Source organism: Demequina salsinemoris, from assembly GCF_000974805.1.
Classification (GTDB): Bacteria; Actinomycetota; Actinomycetes; order Actinomycetales; family Demequinaceae; genus Demequina; species Demequina salsinemoris.
The window spans coordinates 708247-727872 of record NZ_BBQZ01000002.1; the positions used below are offsets into that span (position 1 = coordinate 708247).

Below are 19626 nucleotides of genomic sequence, written 5' to 3' on the forward strand. Positions count from 1 at the left end.
CGCTTACGCGTCCACCAGGAAGCGGTCGTAGCCCTCGGCCTCGAGGCGCTCGGCGAGCTCGGGGCCGCCCTCCTCGGCGACGCGACCGTTCACGAAGACGTGCACGTAGTCGGGCTTGATGTAGTTGAGGATGCGCGTGTAGTGCGTGATCAGCATGACGCCCAGGCCAGTGTTCTCCTTGACGCGGTTCACGCCCTCGGAGACGATGCGCAGCGCGTCGACGTCGAGGCCGGAGTCGGTCTCGTCGAGGATCGCGACCTTCGGCTCGAGGAGCTCCATCTGGAGGATCTCGTGGCGCTTCTTCTCGCCACCGGAGAAGCCCTCGTTCACGCCGCGCTCGCCGAACGACGAGTCCATGCGCAGGTTGTCCATCGACACCTTGACGTCCTTGACCCACTGGCGCAGCTTGGGTGCCTCGCCCGAGACCGCGGTCTTGGCGGTGCGCAGGAAGTTCGACACGGACACGCCGGGGACCTCGACCGGGTACTGCATCGCGAGGAACAGGCCCGCCTTGGCACGCTCGTCCACCGACATCGCGAGGACGTCCTCACCGTCGAGGGTGACGGTGCCCTCGGTGATCGTGTACTTGGGGTGGCCGGCGATCGAGTAGGCCAGCGTGGACTTGCCCGAGCCGTTGGGGCCCATGATCGCGTGGGTCTCGCCCGACTTGATGGTCAGGTCGACGCCCTTGAGGATCTGCTTGGTGCCGTCGGGGGTCTCCACGGAGGCGTGGAGGTTCTTGATCTCGAGAGTGCTCATTGCATGTTCTCCTAGGTGGAAAGTCTGAAGAGGTCTGGTTGTCTTAGGAAGACTTCGGGTTGTCGATGTCGACGAGCACCTGCTCGCCGTCGATGCGGACGGGATACGCCTTGACGGGCGAGATCGCGGGCAGCTCGGTCGCCTGGCCGGTGCGGAAGTCGAAGCGGCCGCCGTGCGCCCAGCACTCGATCTCGCAGCCCTCGACGTCACCCTCGGACAGCGACACCGCACCATGGGTGCACACATCGTCGATCGCGTAGAACTCGCCGTCGTCGGCGCGGACGATCGCGAACGGCCTGTCCGAGCCGTCCGCGAGGGTCAGCTCGGCCAGCAGGGCCGTGCCGGGCTCGACGTCCGTCACGGCGCAGGCGACCTGCTCGCTCACGCGTCCTCCTCGATGTGCTCCAGCTCGAGCTCGATCTCCTTCATGAGGCCGGCCTCGACCTCGGGGATACCGATCTCGCGCACGAGGTCGGCGAAGAAGCCGCGGACCACGAGCTTGCGCGCCTGGTCCTCGGAGATGCCGCGCGAGCGCAGGTAGAACATCTGCTCGTCGTCGAAGCGGCCGGTCGCGGACGCGTGGCCGGCGCCCTCGATCTCGCCGGTCTCGATCTCGAGGTTCGGGACCGAGTCGGCGCGGGCGCCGTCGGTGAGGACGAGGTTGCGGTTGAGCTCGTACGTGTCGGTGCCCTCGGCCGCGGCGCGGATCAGCACGTCGCCGATCCACACGGTGCGGGCCGTCTTGCCGGCGAGCGCGCCCTTGTAGGTCACGCGCGAGGTGCACTTCGGCACGGCGTGGTCGACGAAGAGCTGGTGCTCCTGGTGCTGACCAGAGTCGGCGAAGTACAGGCCGAACAGATCCACCGAGGCGCCCTCGCCCGCGAAGGCCGCGGACGTGTTGAGGCGCACGGCCCTGCCGCCGAGGGTGACGACCGAGCCGCGCAGGCGCGAGTCGCGACCCAGGCGGGCGACGACCTCTCCGGCGTGCACCGCATCGTCCTCCCACTGCTGGAGCAGCACGAGGTTGAGGCCCGCGTTGTCGCCCAGGTCCACCGAGACGAACTCGGAGTAGGTGGCCGAGCCCTTGCGAGTGAGGACGACGGTCGCCTCGGCGCCCGGGCCGATCTCCACGAGGATGTGGCCGCGGACGTCCTCGCCGGCGCCGGTCATCGTGATCGCGATGGGCTCATCGACGACCGTGTTGGCGTCGACGCGCAGCAGCGTGGCGCCGCCCGACCGGGCGACGGCCACGGCCGACGCGCGGTCGCCGGGGGCGCGCACCGAGCGTGCCTTGGCCTCGTCCGCGGGGACGGAGACGAGCTCGACACCCGAGGGCAGCTCGGGGGCGTCCCAGGTCAGCGAACCGCCGCCGGTCTCGACCGAGAACACGGGCTTCAGGTCGGACAGCGCAGAGAAGCGCCATTCCTCGATGCGGTTGTTCGGGACCTCGAAGACCTCGGGGTCGAACGACGTGGGGCGGTCGGCGCGCGAGGCGTCGGGGACCACCTGGCCGTGGCTGTGCGCGGCGTCGGCGGTGGCGCGGGTGTGATCGGTGACGGTCAACCGACGGATCCTTCCATCTGGAGCTCGATGAGGCGGTTGAGCTCGAGGGCGTACTCCATGGGCAGCTCGCGCGCGATGGGCTCGACGAACCCGCGCACGATCATGGCCATGGCCTCGGTCTCCTCCATGCCTCGGGACATGAGGTAGAACAGCTGGTCCTCGCTGACACGCGAGACCGTGGCCTCGTGACCCATGTGCACGTCGTCCTCACGGACGTCGACATAGGGGTAGGTGTCGGAGCGGGAGATCTGGTCCACGAGCAGCGCGTCGCACAGCACGTTGGACTTGGAGCCCTTCGCGCCCTCGAGCACCTGCACGAGACCGCGGTAGGACGTGCGGCCGCCGCCGCGGGCGACCGACTTGGAGATGATGGACGACGAGGTGTTCGGGGCGGCGTGCACCATCTTGGCGCCCGCGTCCTGGTGCTGGCCCTCGCCGGCGAAGGCGATGGACAGCGTCTCGCCCTTGGCGTGCTCGCCGAGCATGAAGATCGCCGGGTACTTCATGGTGACCTTCGAGCCGATGTTGCCGTCGACCCACTCCATGGTGGCGCCCTCGGCGGCCGTCGCGCGCTTGGTGACGAGGTTGTACACGTTGTTCGACCAGTTCTGGATGGTCGTGTACCGCACGCGGGCGTTCTTCTTCACGATGATCTCGACCACCGCGGAGTGCAGCGAGTCCGACTTGTAGATCGGCGCGGTGCAGCCCTCGACGTAGTGCACGTACGAGCCCTCGTCCGCGATGATCAGCGTGCGCTCGAACTGGCCCATGTTCTCCGTGTTGATGCGGAAGTAGGCCTGGAGCGGGATCTCGACGTGGACGCCCGGCGGGACGTAGACGAACGAGCCACCCGACCACACCGCGGTGTTGAGCGCGGCGAACTTGTTGTCGCCCGACGGGATCACGGTGCCGAAGTACTGCTCGAAGAGCTCGGGGTGCTCCTTGAGAGCGGTGTCGGTGTCGAGGAAGATGACGCCCTGCTGCTCGAGGTCCTCGCGGATCTGGTGGTAGACGACCTCGGACTCGTACTGCGCGGCGACGCCCGCGACGAGGCGCTGCTTCTCCGCCTCCGGGATGCCGAGCTTGTCGTAGGTCGCCTTGATGTCCTCGGGCAGGTCCTCCCAGCTGGTGGCCTGCTTCTCGGTCGAGCGCACGAAGTACTTGATGTTGTCGAAGTCGATGCCCGTGAGGTCGGAGCCCCAGTTCGGCATGGGCTTCTTCCCGAACAACTTCAGCGCCTTGAGGCGCGTGTTCAGCATCCACTCGGGCTCGTTCTTCAGCGCCGAGATCTCGCGCACGACGTCCTCGTTGAGGCCACGCTTCGCGAGCGCGCCTGCGGCGTCGGAGTCGTGCCAGCCGTACTCGTAGCCGCCGATCGAGGCGATGATCTCCTCATCGCTCTGCGCCGGGGCGTTGTCGGTGGGGGTGCTCATAGTCAACCTTCCTTGGGGGTCGCCGGGGCGACGGGGATGGTGGTGGTGCAGACGTGCGCGCCACCCGCGAGGGTGGACAGACGCTGCACGTGGACGTTCAGAAGTCTCGAGATGACGCGGGTCTCGGCGTCGCACCATTCGGGCGCCTCCTCCGCGATCTCCTGCACAGGGCAGTGGCCCTGGCACAGCTGGAGGGTGTACCCGCCGGGCCCCGGGCGGACGGAGGGCGCGTAGCCCTGGGTGCCGAGCGCCTCGGCCACGATGGCGACGCGCTCCTCGAGCGACGCCTGCTCGGGGATGAGCGGGGCGATCGCCGCTTCGAGCTCCCCGACCTGCTGCTCCACGAACTCCTCGAGCGAGCCCGCGCCGCGCAGGAAGCGGACCGCCTCGACGGCGACGGACGAGGTCGCGGAGGTGAGCGCGTGCTGGCCCTGCGCCGTCGCGACGAAGGAGCGCGCGGGACGGCCGCGCCCGCGGTCGACCTGGATCGGGCGTTCGTGGTCGGCGATCAGGCCGTCCTCCTCGAGCGCCGAGAGGTGGCGCCGCACGCCCGCGGCGGTGAGCTCGAGCTCCTCGGCGAGCACCGCTGCGGTGATCGGGCCGTCCGACACGATGAGGCTCAGCACTTGGTCGCGCGTCGAGTCTGCGTGCATGGACGTCAAGCCTCTTCTCTCGTGGGGAGCGGGCAGTCGACGCCCGCGGAGCAATTACGAACCATTTTGGATCATTAAAAAGAAGGGCGCAAGCAAGGCACGCCTTACTTCGCGCAGAGCGCATCGGGACGATGCGCCGCGACAGTCCTTCTCGTCATCGAGAACGCTCGTGGCCCGCGCGGTGTTCCCCGCCGCGACTCGTCCGTTACTCGCCCAGGAAGAAGCCGTTCACCAGCGAGACGAACTCGTCAGGGTGCTCCAGGTGCACGACGTGATCGGAGTCCACGCTGACGTAGGTGCCGTCCTGGAGGTAGGACATCGCGAGGTCCGCGTCGTCCTGGTCCATGGCCCCGTCGAGGAGTCCCTCGTCGTTGTAGGACCAGTTCGCGTGGATGAGCAGCACGGGGCACTCGACGGCCGCGAGCGCGTCCGCGTGGTCGAAGCCCTCGTTCCAGGTGCCCTCGTAGAAGGCGGCGCCGAAGCGCGGGTCGTACTCCTCGAGCCCCTGGAAGAGGAGCTTCACCGTCTCGTTGGGGATGATGCCGATCTCGGTGGGCTCGCCGGGATTGGCGGCGCGGTACGCCGCGACAAGCCCCTTGATGGCGTCGGCGGAGCCCGGCGCGACGTACTTGTTGAAAAAGCCCTTGTTGGCGTCGAGCCAGAAGTTCAGGAAGTCGTCGGTCTCCCCCTCCTGCGCCGCCGCCTCGGAGCTCGCGAACGCCTTGATCGCGACGGTCTCCTTGATGCGCGGATACTCGGAGGCGAACAGCGGCGGGTCCTCGAGCACGATCGACTTGACCATGTCGGGGCGGTTGGCGGCGAGCCACAGGGTGAGCAGGCCTCCCGAGGAGTTGCCCGAGACGTACGCCGGCTCACCGACCACCTGGTCAAGGAACGCGCCGAGATCCGTGCCGATGTTGTTGGCGCTCATCTCGTAGTCGTCCGGGTAGGTCGTCTCGCCGTGGCCCTGATAGTCCACGACGTACACGTGATAGCTCTGGGCCAGATCCGGCATGACCCGGCTGTAGTCGAACCAGTTCATGAGCTGGGCATGCAGGAGCACGAGCGGCTCGCCGTTGTCGGGGCCCTCCACATAGCTGAAGCTCACGTCGCCGACCTGCGCAGTCTTCTGGACGTATCCCGCGTCGGCGACCTTCTGGACGTACGGGTCCTTGTAGGTGATCACCTTGATCAGGACTCCAGCGGTGGCCACGACGGCGAGCAGGGCGACTCCCCCGACGATGCCGCCGGCGATCTTCAGCCCGCGGTGGCGCCTCCTCGGCCGCTCACGCGTCTCATCACTGTCACGGAGGTCGTCTGTCATGGGCTTCCCGCTCCTGCTCTCGCGCGTCTCTCGCGCTCGGACAATTCTTCATGAATAATAGCGGTCGACGGGAGCCTCGAGTGAGGATTCGGCTGACGGTTCCCTGAGAGTCGGTGCCGCGCGTGGCATGCTCGGGCGCGGACCGGCGTACGGGCGGCGGACCGGGGACGATCGTGAGGAGGCGGCATGGCCGAGCGGCAGGGCTCAGCGGTGGCACCGTCGGGCGCGCGTCAGCGGCGACGCGCGGAGACCGCGGCCGACCAGATCGCGAGGCTCGCGAGCGAGACCGCCCCAGGCGAGCGGCTTGGCAGCCGCGCCGACCTCCAGCGCTCCTGCGATGTCTCGGTCGGAACCCTGCACGAAGCGCTGCGGCTGCTCCAGGCCACGGGCGAGATCACGGTGCGCACAGGACCTGGCGGCGGAGTGTTCGCCGGCGATGCCTCTCCCCTGAGCGAGCTCCTGCGCTCGGGTGGCGCGCACGACCCCGTCACCTTCGGCGAGGCGGCGGCGGTTCTCAACGCGGTCGCTCCCCTGGTCGTCAGCGCCGCGATCGGCGCCATGGACGATGCGGCAAGGGCCCGGCTGCGCGCTCGCCTCGCCTCGCTTGAGGCCGCGACGGACGCAAGCCTGCGCGACTTCGTCCGCGCGACGCTCGAGCTGTTCGCCACACTCGTCGCGATCCCCCCAGGAGGAATGGCGCGCATCGTCGCAAGCGCGGTCATGCGCGTCCAGATCGGCGCGCTGGCCCAGATCGACGGCCCGATCGACCCCGAGTGGCGCGAGGTGGTGGACGAGCACGCGCGCGCGGCGCGGCGCTTCGTCGACGCTCTCGTATCCGGCGACCTCGACGCGGCCCTCGCGATCCGGGAGGAGCCGGGCTTCGTCGCACTCTTCGTGCGCGTCAGCCGCACGTGGGTAGGCGCGCCCACGCCTAGACTTGCCCGGTGAGCACGACCGACCAGTCCCCCTCGGCGGCATCGAAGCCGCTCCCAGCCCGCGTCCTCGCCTCGGGTGCCGACCTCCTCGGCCGCCACGCACGCGGGCTGACCATCGCCAACATCCTCACCCAGTCCGGGATCATCGTGACCGGCGGCGCCGTGCGCCTCACCGGGTCGGGCCTGGGCTGCTCCACGTGGCCGCAGTGCGAGCCCGGCGAGTTCACGCCCGAGCTCCACGCCGAGGCGGGGATCCACCCGTACATCGAATTCGGCAACCGCACGCTGACGAGCGTTCTGCTGATCGTCGCGATCCTGCTCGCGATCGCAGTGTGGAGGTCCCGTCCCGACCTCAGATGGTGGGGGCTCGTCCCGGTCCTCGGCGTGGTCGCCCAGGCCGTGCTCGGCGGCATCACGGTGCTCGTGGAGCTGAACCCCCTGGTCGTCGCCCCGCACCTGCTGCTGTCGATGGTGCTGGTCTGGCAGGCCGTCTGGCTCGCGCTCGCGTACCGGGACGCGCCGCGCCGCGCGGGCGCGTCCCTCGCGCCGGCCCGCTGGGCCTCGATCGTCCTGCTCGCCGTGCTGCTCTTCGTGGGCGCGCTCACGACGGGCGCCGGCCCGCACTCGGGCGATGCGGACGCGACCGAGCGGCTCGCGCTCGACCCCGCTCACGTGGCCAAGGCTCACGCGATGACGGTATGGGCGTTCGTCGCGGTCCTCGCCTACCTCGTGTGGCGCCTGCGGCGTGACCGCTCGGAGGGCGACCGCGACGAGGTCCGCAAGGCGTGGATCGTGCTCGTGGTGGTCACATTCGCGCAAGCCGCGATCGGCTACACCCAGTACTTCACCGGGCTGCCTGAGATCATCGTGGGCATGCACCTGCTGGGAGCGGCCATCCTCACCGCGGCGCACTCCGCGTTCTTCTACCTCACGAAGTCGTCGCGGTCCGTGACGACCGCCGTCGCATCGGAGCGATGATGACCGGCCACGAGGTGACGCTCGCGCACGTCGAGGCGGCCGCGGCCGCGCTCGAGGGCGTCGCCCAGCACACTCCCGTCGACCATGCGTCCTACCTCAGCGACCTGCTGGGCGTGCCGACGTACATGAAGCTCGAGAACCTCCAGCGCACCGGCTCGTTCAAGCTGCGCGGAGCGACCTACAGGCTCTCCCGTCTCACCGACGAGGAGCGTGCCCGCGGCGTCGTCGCGGCATCGGCTGGCAACCACGCGCAGGGAGTGGCCTTCGCCGCGCAGCAGCTCGGCATCGACGCGACCATCTTCATGCCGCTCGGCGCCCCCGTGCCCAAGCTCCTCGCGACGAAGAACTACGGGGCCACTGTCGTCACCGACGGCGCCACCGTCGAGGAGTGCCTCGCGCTCGCCGCCGAGCACGCGGCACGCACGGGCGCCGTGATGATCCATCCGTTCGACCACGCCGACGTCATCGCGGGCCAGGGCACGATCGGGCTCGAGATCCTCGCTGACGTGCCGGACACCGAGACCATCGTCGTGCCGATCGGCGGTGGCGGCCTCGTCTCGGGCATCGCGGCCGCCGTCAAGGAGGTCGCCGCGCGGTCGGGACGACGGATCCGCGTCGTCGGCGTGCAGGCCGCGGCCACCGCGTCCTTCCCTCCGTCGCTCGCCGCGGGTCACCCCGTCACGATCGAGCGCCACGCGACGATCGCCGACGGCATCGCGGTCGCCCGTCCCGGTGACCACACGTTCCCCCTCGTACGCGACCTCGTGGACGAGATCGTCACGGTCGATGAGGACGATCTTGCCAAGGCCGTCCTGCTCCTCCTCGAGCGCACCAAGCTCGTCGTGGAGCCCGCGGGAGCCGCCGCGATCGCCGCGATCCTGGCTGGCCGTCTCCAGCCGACCGGCACGACCGTCGCGCTCATCTCCGGCGGCAACATCGACCCGTTGCTGCTCCAGCGCATCATCGCGCATGGGCTCGTCGCATCGGGCAGGTACATGACGCTGCGCGTGCCGCTCCCCGATCGCCCGGGGCAGCTGGCGCGTGTCTCCGAGATCCTCGCCGAGGTGGGCGCCAACGTCATCGAGGTGCTGCACACCCGCCACGACCTGGGGCTCACGCTCAACGACGTCGTGCTGCAGCTCAGCGTCGAGACGCGGGGACCGAACCACCAGGCCGACGTCCTCGCGGCGCTGCGGACCGCCGGGTACGCCCCCGAGGTCGCGGGAGCCTGACATGCGCCGCACAAGCCTGCCAGTCGCGGCCCTCGCCACCATGGCGGCGGCCGCGCTCGCCTTGACAGGCTGCTCGGCCTCGCAGGACGACGCGGTCGCATCGGCGAGCGCGGACGGGCCCGCGCTCGTGATCATCTCGTCAGACTTCGTCGATGACGGCGCACTCCCCGCCTCCGCGTCCACGACGGCGTACGACGGTCAGTGCGACGGGCCGAACACCAGCCCCGCGCTCGCTTGGGCGGACCCGCCCGCGGGGACCGTCGCCTACGTGCTGACCATCACCGACACCGACGCCGACGGCTTCGTGCACGCGATCGTCGAGGACGTCTCCGTCGACCTCACCGGCGCGGGCTCGGGCGCGTGGGACGACCTCGGGGTCAACGGCACGAACGACGGCGGCACCGTCGGATACTTCGGGCCCTGTCCGCCGTCGGGCACCCACCACTACGTCTTCACGATCGACGCGCTGGACACGACGCTCGGGCTGGACAAGGGCTTCACGTACGACGAGGCGCAGGCCGCGATGGACGGACACGTCCTCGCGAGCGCATCGATTACAGGAACCGTCGTCGCGGCGGGCTGACCTTCCACCGCGACCGCAACGAGCGCCGCAACGCGACCACCCCGGGCCGAGCGACCGAGGTTCGAGCGACCCAGGGCACCGGGTCAGGCATCGCGGTCAGGGGATGAGGCGCGTCGCCTCCGGGCGCATCCATGAAGCGTCCGCCTGGCGCAGCGACGCGTAGCCGTCGCGCCTGGCCCTGTCGGCCGCGAGCAGCCCCACCACGGCGGACGAGGCGTGGATCCTGCCGTCGAGGATCGCCTCCACCGCATCGTCCAGGGGAACCCAGGCGCCGATCATGTCGGCCTCCTCGGCGACGCGCTCGTGGCGCTCGTCCTCGGGGACGACGCCGATGCCGCGCGCCAGGAACACCCTGACGGCCTCCGAGGTGCCGCCGCCCGACGGATAGTAGTCGACGAGGGTGTGCCACGTGTCGGCCGTGAGGTCCGCCTCCTCGTGGAGCTCACGGCGGGCGGCGTCCACGGGAGACTCCACCGCCTCATCGAGAAGCCCGGCCGGCGGCTCCCAGCACTCCGCGCCGACCGGGTGCCGGTACTGCCGCACCAGGTAGACCCGGTCCCGCGCATCCATCGCGACGATGACCACCGCGCCGGTGTGGCGCAGGTAATCGCGCATGACGACGCCGGAGCCGCCGAGGTCGACCTCGTCGCTCGCCACCTCCCACACCTTGCCCACGAAGCGCTCGTGCGTGGCGAGCACCGTTCGAGAGCCGGGCACGTCGGCGAGCGACGGGTCGGCGGCCACGGCCTACGCCTCGACCGTTGCGGCCTCGTCGGACTGCGGCTCACGCGCGGCGAGCGCCGCGCCGATGAGCCCGGCGAACAGCGGGTGCGCCTTGGTCGGACGCGAGAGGAACTCGGGGTGCGCCTGGGTGGCGACGTAGTACGGGTGCACGTCGCGCGGAAGCTCGACGAACTCGACGAGCGAGCGGTCGGGCGACTCGCCCGACACCACGAGCCCGGCCTCCTCGAGCTGCTTACGGTAGGCGTTGTTCACCTCGTAACGGTGGCGGTGACGCTCGCCGACCGTCGTGTGGCCGTAGGTCTCAGCCACCACGGAGCCGGGGACGAGGACCGCCTTGTACTCGCCGAGGCGCATCGTGCCGCCCAGGTCGCCCTTGCCGTCGACGATCGCGAGCTGCTCCTCCATCGTGGCGACGACGGGGTGCTTCGGGTCATCGTCGAACTCGGAGCTCGAGGCGCCCTCGAGTCCCACGACGTTGCGCGCGTACTCCATGACCATCGTCTGGAGGCCGAGGCAGATGCCGAGCGTCGGCACCTTGTTCTCGCGCGCCCAGCGCAGGGCACCGATCTTGCCGTCCACGCCGCGCACGCCGAAGCCGCCGGGCACGAGCACGCAGTCCACGCCGGCGAGCGCGGTCTGGGCGCCCTCGGGCGTCTGGCAGGTGTCGGACGGGACCCAGCGGATCTTCACCTTGGCGTTGTGGTGGAAGCCGCCGGCGCGCAGCGCCTCGCTCACGGACAGATAGGCGTCGGGCAGGTCGATGTACTTGCCCACCAGCGCGACCTCGACCTCGTGGGCCGGCTCGTGCACGCGCCGCAGCAGGTCCTCCCACGCGCCCCACTGGACGTCGTGGAACGGCAGGTCGAGGCGACGCACGACGTACGCGTCGAGGCCCTCGGAGTGCAGGATCTTCGGGATGTCGTAGATGCTCGGCGCGTCAGGGGTGTTCACCACCGCGTCAGCGTCGACGTCGCAGAAGGCCGCGATCTTGTTCTTGACCGACTGCGGCACGGGACGGTCCGAGCGCAGGACGAGCGCGTCGGGCTGGATGCCGATCGACCGCAGCGCGGCGACCGAGTGCTGGGTCGGCTTGGTCTTCTGCTCGCCGGACGGCCCGATGTACGGGACGAGCGAGACGTGGAGGAAGAACACATCGTCGCGACCGACGTCGTGGCGGACCTGGCGGGCGGCCTCGAGGAACGGCTGCGACTCGATGTCGCCGACGGTGCCGCCGATCTCCGTGATGATCACGTCGACCTCGGGGCTGGCCTGCTCGCGCATGCGGCGCTTGATCTCGTCGGTGATGTGCGGGATGACCTGGACCGTGTCGCCGAGGTACTCGCCGCGCCGCTCCTTGGCGATGACCTGCGAGTACACCTGGCCGGTGGTCACGTTGGCGTTGGCCGAGAGCTTCACGTCGAGGAAGCGCTCGTAGTGGCCGATGTCCAGGTCGGTCTCGGCGCCGTCGTCCGTGACGAAGACCTCACCGTGCTGGAACGGGTTCATCGTGCCCGGGTCCACGTTGAGGTAGGGATCCAGCTTCTGCATGGTCACGCGCAACCCGCGAGACCGGAGAAGTCGGCCGAGGCTGGAAGCCGTCAGGCCCTTCCCGAGGGAGGACACGACGCCTCCCGTGACGAAGATGTGCCGGGTGACATGGTCCGTATTGGACGAGAATCTCGATCGCTCCACGGGCTTCAATCCTAACAGTTGGAATCGGCGCGCGTCGCCCCGGCCACGCCGATCATGAGGCGGACTCCTGGATGAACGAGGGCAGCAGAGTCCCATCGGACCCCGCTCCGTAGTGGCCGGAGCCTCCTGCGATCTGCTCGACGAGCGCGAGCGCGGCGGCCGTGCGACCGTACACGGTGTCGACCTCCGTCACGCTGCTGATCTCGGAGGTATCAGGCACGTTGCGCAGCGCGGAGGCGAGATCGCCCGTGGCCGAGGCGCCCTGCGCGGCGACCGTGCCCTCGACGTAGCCGTCCAGGACGCCGACGACTCCCGCGAGGGTGTCCGACGCGGCCGCTCGCACATCCTCGTCGTCGTCCCCGTCCCCCGCGACGACGACGATCGCGTCGGCTGAACCGGTGACGGTGCCCGTCACGAGATCCGCCTGCTTGAGCAGATCGAGCAGCACGCTCGACGTGTCGGACGCGTCGCCCGTGGGCACGAGCGACTGGGCGAGCGCGTGCGCGAGCAGCCGGTCCGACGACGCCGTCGACGCATCGACATCGGAGATCTGGTCCGCGAGCTGCTCGGCGAGCGCCGTCCTGAACGTGCCCTGCGTGGAGTCCGTCCACGCGTCCTCGATCGTCACGTCCGCGCTGATGGTGGCCCCGGCCGTGACCAGCGCCTCCCTCGCCGCCTCGACCCGCGAGTCGGCGGGATCAGCCACGGACACGATCGCCACATTGACGTCTGACAGCGCCCCGGAGAGCAGGAACGGCTCGAGCTCGGTGGCGTAGTCGTTGCCGATCGCGGCCTCCTCCTGAGCGGACTGCGCCTCCGAGGCCGCATCATCGGCTTGCTGCTCGAGGGTGTCGACCTGGTCACCCAGGGACTGGACGAGCGCGGTGCGCATCGGACCGGAGCCGAGGACGATGCCGATCGCGAGCGCGAGGAATACCGCCGCCAGGGAGACCACGTGATAGCGGAAGGACGTCATCAGGCCACTCCGATCCAGCCGCCGACGGTCTGCCACACCTGGTCGAACCAGGGCCGCCCTCCTGGGGTGGCCCAGAAGGCGACGCCGAGGGCGAGCAGGGCGGACGCGAGCAGCGCCGCCACGACCCACCACGGGTACCGGTGGCGGTACAGCACGGCGAGCGCCTGCGAGTCGATGATCTTGTCACTGGCCTGGAGGCGCGCGAGGAACGTCCCCGAGGCGCCCGTCGTCTGGTCGTGGGATGCGGTCTCGAGCAGCTCGGTGAGCCGCGCGGGGACGCCGAGCGTGACGATCGACGTCGCCCCGCCGGAGTGCGCGAGCAGGATGGCGATGTCGGCGCTGCCGAGCGTCGAGCCCACCCGCGAGTGCACCAGGCCGAGCGGGTCGAGGCGGCTCGCGCCCGCCTCGCCGCCGGCGGGGTCGTGAAGCGCGATGTGCGAGGCTCGCTTGAGGGCGCGCTCGGAGACGGTCTCGACATCTCCGAGGATGATCGCCGCGGGGTAGGCGCCCTCGAGCACGGCATCGGCGGCCTCCGAGACCGCGATGATCACGGGCCTGTGGTCGCGCAGGTAGGGCCGCAGCTCCTTGAGCCGTTCCTTGTAGCGGTATCCGGGCGCCACGACGACGACCTGCCGGCCTTTGAGGTCGATGCCCGTCTCGGGAAGGCCCTCGTACTCGAGCAGCAGGGGCGCCTCGCTCTCGACCCGGTCGACGGCGTCGGCGGCGAACGCGGCGAGCTGCACGTGCAGCCCCTCCTCGGCCGAGATCATCTCCGCGGTCACGGACTGCGACGTCAGCACGACGCCACGCGCGAGCTCGTCGCCGTCGGCGCTCACGGCCCCGTCGGCGCCGACGGTCACCTGCGTGCCGTCGGGAAGCGCCATCACGGCATTGCCGACCTCGTCCACCACGCGTAGCCCCGCGTCGACGAGGATCGATGCACCGCCAGCGGGATAGCGCCCTGACAAGGTGCGCTGGGTGTTGATCACTGCGGCGGGCCTGGCTTCGAGCAGCTCCTCGGCAGTGCGCGAGTCCAGGTCCATGAGGTCGAGGACGGCGACGTCGCCGGCGCGGAGCCGACGAAGGAGGGCGCGCGCGTTGGTCTCGAGCCTCAGCGGACCGGAGACCTCGCCCTCGATTGCTGCGGTTTCTCGACGGTGGGTGGGCTTCATGTGGCTCATGGTGCCACGGTGGAGGCCTCCAGCAGCTCAAGCGCGTGGGCGCGTGCAGTGTCCGAGTCGTCATGACCCGACAGGAGCCGCGCGATCTCCTGGACGCGGGCGTCGCCGACGACCGGGGCGACCTGGGATCTGGTGATCGAGCCATCGGTCGACTTGGCCACGACGACGTGGGTGTCGGCGAAAGCCGCGACCTGCGCGAGGTGGGTGACCACGAGCACCTGGTGGGTGCGCGCGAGCTCCGCGAGCCGTCGGCCGACCGACTGCGCGGCCTTGCCCCCGACGCCCGCATCGACCTCGTCGAACACGAAGGTGTGGCCAGGACGATGCGCTCCCCTGGCGAGCGCGACCTCGATCGCGAGCATCACGCGGGACAGCTCGCCGCCGGAGGCCGCGTCTCCCACGGGCCGTGCGGGGGCTCCTGGATGGGCGGCGAGCGTCATCGTCACCGCGTCCGCGCCCGAGTGTCGCAGCTCGTCGGGATCGACCGCCACGGCGAAACGGGCGTCCGGCATCGCGAGCGTCGCGAGCTCGGCGTTCACCGCTGTCGCGAGCCGCGCGGCCGCGGCGATGCGGCCCTCGGTCACGCGCGTCGCGACATCGCGCACGCGGGTCTCGGCCCTCGAGGCCTCCTCGCGCCGCGATTCGAGTCGCTCGTCCCACTCGTCGTCCTCGGCGACCGCATCGGCGGCGCGCAGCCGGTAGTCGAGCAGCCCCTCCATGTCGGTACCGATGCGGCGCATCAGGCCGGCCAGCGCCGAGCGGCGTGTGAGGACCTCGTTCAGGCGCGCGGGGTCGGCCTCCATTCGATCCAGGTACGACGACAGCTCCATGGCGACGTCGGACGCGGTGTACGAGATCTCCGCAAGCCGCTTCTCGAGCTCGTCGAGCGCCGGATCGTGACGCGCGGCCTCCGCGAGGGCCCTGCGGGCGGCGTCGACCGCGACGACGAGCGTCAGCTCGGACTCGCCGTCGATGGCCTCGTGCGCGCCGGCGACGCCCGCGCGCACGGCCTCGGAGTTCTGCAGCACCTCCGCCTCGGCGGCGAGCTGCTCGTCCTCGCCCGGCTGGGGGTCCACCTCGTCGATCGCCGCGAGGTCGTCACGCATCCTGGCCGCTTCGAGCCTCGCGCGGTCGGCGCCGGTCTCCATGCGCTCGAGCTCGTCGCGAGCCGCCCGCCAGGCGTCCCACGCCTCGGTGAACTCGGCGAGGACCGCCGCGTGCTTCGAGCCCGCGTACTCGTCGAGCAGCGCGCGCTGACGCGCCGCGCTGCGCAGGCGCTGCTGATCCGACTGTCCGTGGACGGTGACCCAGGCGCCCGCGGTATCCGCGAGCAGCGCCTGTGGCACGGTCCGCCCGCCGATCACGGTGCGGGAGCGCGTGGTCGCGCCGACCGAGCGGCTCACGACCACGGTGCCGTCCTCATCGAGAACGGCGCCCGCATCCTCGAGCCGATCGGCCTGGTCCGAGCCCGGTTCCACGTCGACGACCGCCTCGGCGAGCGCAGACTCCGCGCCCGCGCGCACGGTGGCGGGCACGGCCTTGGAGCCGAGGATGAGGCCCAGCCCTGTGAGCACCATCGTCTTGCCCGCACCGGTTTCGCCCGTGACGACCGTCAGGCCCGGGCCAAGCTCGAGCCGGGCGGAGTCGATGACGCCGAGGTTCTCGATCGAGAGCTCGTGAAGCATCTAGTGGCTCTCCCCCGCGACGCCCGGCGCGCGGACGCGCCCGTCCTCACGCCAGCCCGTGGTCGGCAGATGAAACTTGCGCACGAGCCGCTCCGTGAAGGGCGCGTCCGTGAGGCGGGCGAGCTTGACGCGTCCCGCGCTGTAGGCGACCTCGACGCGGCCACCGGGTTCGAGCTCCATCGTCCGCGACCCGTCGAGCACCACGTGGCCTGCGGTCGAGGAGTGTGGCACGACCGTGATCGTGTAGGTCGAGTCGGGCCCCACGACCAGGGGCCGGGCGAAGAGCGCATGCGCCGCGAGCGGCACGAGCAGCAGGCCCTCGACGCTCGGCCACAGAACCGGGCCACCGCCGGAGAATGCGTGCGCGGTCGATCCAGTGGCGGTCGCGACGACGATGCCGTCGCAGCCGAAGCTCGACAGCGGCCGGCCGTCGACGGCCAAGGTGACCTCGAGCATCGTCCTGGGGTTCGCTCGCTCGATCGTGGCCTCGTTGAGCGCCCAGCCGCTCTCGACGCTCCCGTCCGGGGACACGACGCTGACGTCGACGGTGCCGCGCTCCTCGATCGTGTAGGCGCCCTCGGCGAGGCGCTGCGCTGCATGCGCGACATCGTCGCGCTCGAGCTCGGCGAGGAATCCGACATGACCGAGGTTGACGCCCAGGAGCGGGATCCCGGCGTCGCGCGTCATGTGAGCCGCGTGAAGCATCGTCCCGTCTCCGCCGAGCACCAGCGCGGCCTCGATCGGCACGTCCTGCTCCGTGTCGAACGCCGCGCAAGTCTCCACGCCAGAGCTCTCGAGCGCGGCGCGCGCGACCTCCACCGCGGCGAGCGTGTCCTCGCGATGCGGGTTCGCGACGATGAGGATCCGGCGGCCCATCACTTCCCTTCCGTCTCGGACGAGGCCTGGACCTCGCGGGCGATCGCGGCCGTCTGCGCCTCCTCGTCGAGGATGGGCCATGCGGGCGCGTTCGCGTTCTCGGCACTAGCCTGCCACGGCCCGCCGACCCACACGAAGAACTCCACGTTGCCGTGGGGACCAGGGAGCATGCTGCGCGACACGTGGTGGACGGCGAGGCCCAGCTCGCGTGCCATGGTGAGCACGCCGGCGACCGCATCGGCCCTGTCCTCAAGGCGCGTCACCACTCCCCCGGACCCGAGGCGCTCGCGGCCCACCTCGAACTGCGGCTTGACCATCAGCAGCATCTGCGCGCCCGCGCGAGCGAAGTCGACGAGCGCGGGGAGCACGAGCGTCAGCGAGATGAACGACAGGTCCGCGACCACGAGGTCAACGCCGGCGCCCTCGCTGCCCGACGTCAGGTCGCGCACGTTGACGCCCTCGCGCGCCGTGACGCGCGGGTCGGCAGCGATGCGCTCAGAGAGCTGACCGTGGCCGACGTCGACCGCGAGCACGTGCGAGGCCCCGCGCTCGAGCAGCACCTGAGTGAACCCTCCCGTCGACGCGCCCGCGTCGAGCGCGCTCATGCCCGCGATATCGAGACCGAGAGGCGCGGTCGCGTCGAGGGCCCCGAGCAGCTTGAAGGCGGCGCGCGAGACATAGCCCGCCTCGCCATTCACCTCGAGCGTGTGGCTCTGCCCCACGACGAGCGACGCCTTCGTCACCACAGCTCCGTCCACGGTCACCGAACCCGAACGGATCAGCTCCTGGGCGTGCGAGCGTGAGCGGGCGAGTCCCTGCTCGGCGAGCGCGCGGTCGAGCCGCACGGCCGGCTCAGGAATCGTCGCGAAGGCGGTTCGACAGAGACTCCTGGATCTTGTCGAAGAACTCCGCCTGCTCCTCGAGCGACTCCGGCATCTCAGTCACCGAACGGAGGGCCTTCTTGACCTCGGGCGGGTAGTCGACCTCGCCCAGCGGCACACGGTGATCGTTGATGTCAGCCATACGCTCAGGCTACCCCGTGGGCCGGAAGCGCCTCAATGTCGAGTTCGCCACCCTCGTCGATGAAGTGCCAGGCCGCCGCGCACGCCGCGCGCACCCGATCGATGCGGCTGCCGCCGTCCGTCTCGAGCACACCGTCGACGACGCGTGCGCGTGCCTCGCGAACCAGCCACCAGCCGTCCTCGAGGGACGCCGACGGCTGAGGCTCCGCGAGCGCGCCCATGTCCTCGCCGATGTACGTCGGGCGCGACTCGGGCGCCGCGAGGATCGCCTCGCGCGGTCCGTCGACGCCCGTGAGCACCAGCAGCGCCTCGTAGCCCGCGTCCCGGGCACCGTGGATATCGGTGTCGAGGCGGTCGCCGATCATCATCGGCTTCTTGGCGTCGGCCTTGGCCGCAGCGAGGTGGAACATCGCCTTCTCAGGCTTCCCAGCGGCCGGCGGGATCGCCCCGGTGGCCTGCGCGACCGCGCGCACGAGCGATCCGTTGCCGGGCGCGATGCCCCGCTCGTTGGGGATCGTCAGGTCGAGGTTGGTCGCCACGTGAAGAGCTCCGCCCTGGACCGCGTAGGCGACCTCGGCCAGGTCACGCCATCGCAGATCAGGGTTGAAGCCCTGGATCACCGCGTCGGGCTTGTCGTCGGCGCTGGCCACCATCGTGAAGCCGGCCTCGCGAACCGCCTCCACGAGGCCATCGCCACCGACGACGAGCACGGTCGCGTCCGCGGGCACGAGGGTAGCGAGCAGCGCCGCACCCGCCTGAGCGGCGGTCATCACCTCGTCGCGCGTGGTCGGCATTCCCAGCTCGGTCAGGTGGTCGGCCACCGTCTCGGGCGCGCGGTTGGCGTTGTTCGTCACGAAGACGACGCGCATGCCCGCCGCGCGCGCCGCCGCCAGGGCAGGCGGAGCGCTCGGAATGGCCTCCGGACCGCGATACGTGACGCCGTCGAGGTCGACGAGTGCGACGTCGTGCTGCTCCTGCAGCGGAATCTCGGTTCCCAGCAGCATCGACGCTTCCGTCACTTGTCCTCCTCGTCCGCGGGCGCCTCGGCAGGCGCCTCCGCGTCCATCGTCTCGTCAGCGTCAGTGGACGATGCGGGACCCCGGTCCTCGTCTACGTCCACCTCATCGTCGTCGTCCACCTCATCGTCGTCGGCGGACTCGTCCAGCCACACCTCTGCGGTGTCATAGAGGATGACGTCGTCAAGGAACGGATCGACAGGGACCTCGGGCTCGGGGACCTCCGCCTCGAGTGCCTCCGCCTCCTCGACGCGACCCAGCGAGCGAAGCACCTCGGCCTTCGCTGCGACGATCCGCAGACGCTGCGCGTCATCGACGGGCTTGAGGCGGCCGAGGTGCACCAGAGCGGCCTCCCCCTCGCCGAGGTCCATGCGGGCGCCAGCGACGACGACCTCGAGCTCGACCTTCGCCTCGGGCGACAGGCCAGAAGCGCCTTCCTCGCGGGCGATCTCAAGCGCGCGCTCGGGGCGTCCGAGTCCACGCTCGCAGTCCGCCATCAGGGGAAGGTGCTCGTTGGAACCGTTCAGTCGGCGCACGGTGCGCAGCTCACGAAGCGCCTCAGCGAAGCGACCGGTGGCGTAGGCCGTCAGGGCCGCCGCCTCACGGACAACGTCCACACGGCCGGCGCGCTGCGAAGCGACTTGCGCGTGCTGATACGCCGTCTCGGGGTCGTAGTCGAGCAGTCGTCCCGCCATCACCAGGTGGCGGCCGACGTCCTCGGCGTTGTCCTTGCTCAACGTGCGAAGGCGTGCCTTGACATCGCGGTCAAGCTCGTTGAACGAAACCTCGTCAGGGATCTCCGGCGCCTCGACACGGGGACGAGTCGCGCGCTCAGCCTGTCCCGGACGGGCCCCGCGGTCACGGTCGGCCTGAGGTCCACCCATGCCCCGACCGGGGCGTGCGCCGCCCCTGCCGCCTTCGTAGCCTCCGCGACGGTCGTCGTCGCGGCTGCCGCGGTAGCCACCATCGCGGCT

The 19626-nt window shown here is 70.5% G+C and carries 20 protein-coding genes; 4 read left to right on the plus strand and 16 right to left on the minus strand.

Features of this window, described 5'->3' with window-relative positions; translation table 11 throughout:
- Positions 1 to 3 precede the first annotated feature (3 nt).
- The 6 genes from sufC to AOP78_RS06880 form a co-directional block, all read right to left on the minus strand.
- On the minus strand, positions 4 to 759 hold the full coding sequence (sufC, locus tag AOP78_RS06855; RefSeq protein WP_062202520.1) for a Fe-S cluster assembly ATPase SufC: 756 nt from the start codon (positions 757 to 759) through the stop codon (positions 4 to 6).
- 43 nt (positions 760 to 802) lie between these two features.
- Positions 803 to 1144 (minus strand): non-heme iron oxygenase ferredoxin subunit, encoded by a 342-nt coding sequence (locus AOP78_RS06860; RefSeq protein ID WP_062202522.1) that lies wholly within the window; start codon positions 1142 to 1144, stop codon positions 803 to 805.
- A complete protein-coding gene (sufD, locus tag AOP78_RS06865) occupies positions 1141 to 2322 on the minus strand; it encodes a Fe-S cluster assembly protein SufD (protein WP_062202525.1) in 1182 nt (393 codons plus the stop codon). The genes AOP78_RS06860 and sufD overlap by 4 nt, the downstream gene beginning before the upstream one ends.
- Entirely contained in the window at positions 2319 to 3755 is a 1437-nt protein-coding gene (gene sufB, locus AOP78_RS06870; RefSeq protein WP_062202526.1) for a Fe-S cluster assembly protein SufB, read from the minus strand. The genes sufD and sufB overlap by 4 nt, the downstream gene beginning before the upstream one ends.
- A 2-nt stretch (positions 3756 to 3757) precedes the next feature.
- On the minus strand, positions 3758 to 4408 hold the full coding sequence (locus AOP78_RS06875; protein ID WP_062202528.1) for a helix-turn-helix transcriptional regulator: 651 nt from the start codon (positions 4406 to 4408) through the stop codon (positions 3758 to 3760).
- A gap of 205 nt (positions 4409 to 4613) precedes the next feature.
- Positions 4614 to 5732 (minus strand): alpha/beta fold hydrolase, encoded by a 1119-nt coding sequence (locus AOP78_RS06880; RefSeq protein WP_083979879.1) that lies wholly within the window; start codon positions 5730 to 5732, stop codon positions 4614 to 4616.
- A 186-nt stretch (positions 5733 to 5918) separates the two neighbouring features.
- On the opposite strand from AOP78_RS06880, the gene AOP78_RS06885 reads away from it, so the two are divergent.
- Genes AOP78_RS06885 through AOP78_RS06900 form a run of 4 tightly spaced genes read left to right on the plus strand, consistent with a single transcriptional unit; the run spans position 5919 to position 9460 of the window.
- The gene (locus tag AOP78_RS06885; RefSeq protein WP_062202529.1) at positions 5919 to 6680 is read left to right on the plus strand and encodes a GntR family transcriptional regulator; all 762 of its coding nucleotides are present in this window, start codon (positions 5919 to 5921) and stop codon (positions 6678 to 6680) included.
- Positions 6677 to 7645 (plus strand): COX15/CtaA family protein, encoded by a 969-nt coding sequence (locus AOP78_RS06890; protein WP_062202530.1) that lies wholly within the window; start codon positions 6677 to 6679, stop codon positions 7643 to 7645. The genes AOP78_RS06885 and AOP78_RS06890 overlap by 4 nt, the downstream gene beginning before the upstream one ends.
- Positions 7642 to 8877 (plus strand): threonine ammonia-lyase, encoded by a 1236-nt coding sequence (gene ilvA / locus AOP78_RS06895; RefSeq protein WP_439645016.1) that lies wholly within the window; start codon positions 7642 to 7644, stop codon positions 8875 to 8877. Before AOP78_RS06890 ends, ilvA begins: the two co-directional genes overlap by 4 nt.
- Before the next feature lies 1 nt (position 8878).
- Positions 8879 to 9460, plus strand: a complete 582-nt coding sequence (locus AOP78_RS06900) for a YbhB/YbcL family Raf kinase inhibitor-like protein (RefSeq protein ID WP_062202534.1) — start codon at positions 8879 to 8881, stop codon at positions 9458 to 9460.
- A gap of 96 nt (positions 9461 to 9556) precedes the next feature.
- On the opposite strand, the gene AOP78_RS06905 is transcribed toward AOP78_RS06900, so the two are convergent.
- From AOP78_RS06905 to AOP78_RS06945, 10 genes are read right to left on the minus strand one after another with little or no spacing between them, the layout of a single operon-like run.
- Complete coding sequence (locus AOP78_RS06905; RefSeq protein ID WP_062202536.1) at positions 9557 to 10204, minus strand: NUDIX domain-containing protein; 648 nt, start codon at positions 10202 to 10204, stop codon at positions 9557 to 9559.
- A 3-nt stretch (positions 10205 to 10207) separates the two neighbouring features.
- Complete coding sequence (gene pyrG / locus AOP78_RS06910) at positions 10208 to 11905, minus strand: CTP synthase (RefSeq protein WP_439645018.1); 1698 nt, start codon at positions 11903 to 11905, stop codon at positions 10208 to 10210.
- Between the two features lie 43 nt (positions 11906 to 11948).
- Positions 11949 to 12872 (minus strand): copper transporter, encoded by a 924-nt coding sequence (locus tag AOP78_RS06915; protein ID WP_062202540.1) that lies wholly within the window; start codon positions 12870 to 12872, stop codon positions 11949 to 11951.
- Entirely contained in the window at positions 12872 to 14044 is a 1173-nt protein-coding gene (gene steA / locus AOP78_RS06920; RefSeq protein ID WP_062202542.1) for a putative cytokinetic ring protein SteA, read from the minus strand. The genes AOP78_RS06915 and steA overlap by 1 nt, the downstream gene beginning before the upstream one ends.
- 5 nt (positions 14045 to 14049) lie before the next feature.
- Complete coding sequence (recN, locus tag AOP78_RS06925; RefSeq protein WP_062202543.1) at positions 14050 to 15738, minus strand: DNA repair protein RecN; 1689 nt, start codon at positions 15736 to 15738, stop codon at positions 14050 to 14052.
- Positions 15739 to 16614, minus strand: coding sequence for an NAD kinase (locus AOP78_RS06930; protein ID WP_062202545.1), 876 nt, complete (start codon positions 16612 to 16614; stop codon positions 15739 to 15741).
- Positions 16614 to 17459, minus strand: a complete 846-nt coding sequence (locus AOP78_RS06935) for a TlyA family RNA methyltransferase (protein ID WP_083979881.1) — start codon at positions 17457 to 17459, stop codon at positions 16614 to 16616. The genes AOP78_RS06930 and AOP78_RS06935 overlap by 1 nt, the downstream gene beginning before the upstream one ends.
- A 7-nt stretch (positions 17460 to 17466) precedes the next feature.
- Positions 17467 to 17637, minus strand: coding sequence for a hypothetical protein (locus AOP78_RS15200; protein WP_160297604.1), 171 nt, complete (start codon positions 17635 to 17637; stop codon positions 17467 to 17469).
- A gap of 4 nt (positions 17638 to 17641) precedes the next feature.
- Positions 17642 to 18655, minus strand: coding sequence for an HAD-IIA family hydrolase (locus AOP78_RS06940; protein ID WP_236685312.1), 1014 nt, complete (start codon positions 18653 to 18655; stop codon positions 17642 to 17644).
- Positions 18652 to 19389: a hypothetical protein gene (locus AOP78_RS06945; protein WP_174442378.1), complete on the minus strand. Its 738-nt coding sequence runs from the start codon at positions 19387 to 19389 to the stop codon at positions 18652 to 18654. Before AOP78_RS06945 ends, AOP78_RS06940 begins: the two co-directional genes overlap by 4 nt.
- Positions 19390 to 19626 lie beyond the last annotated feature (237 nt).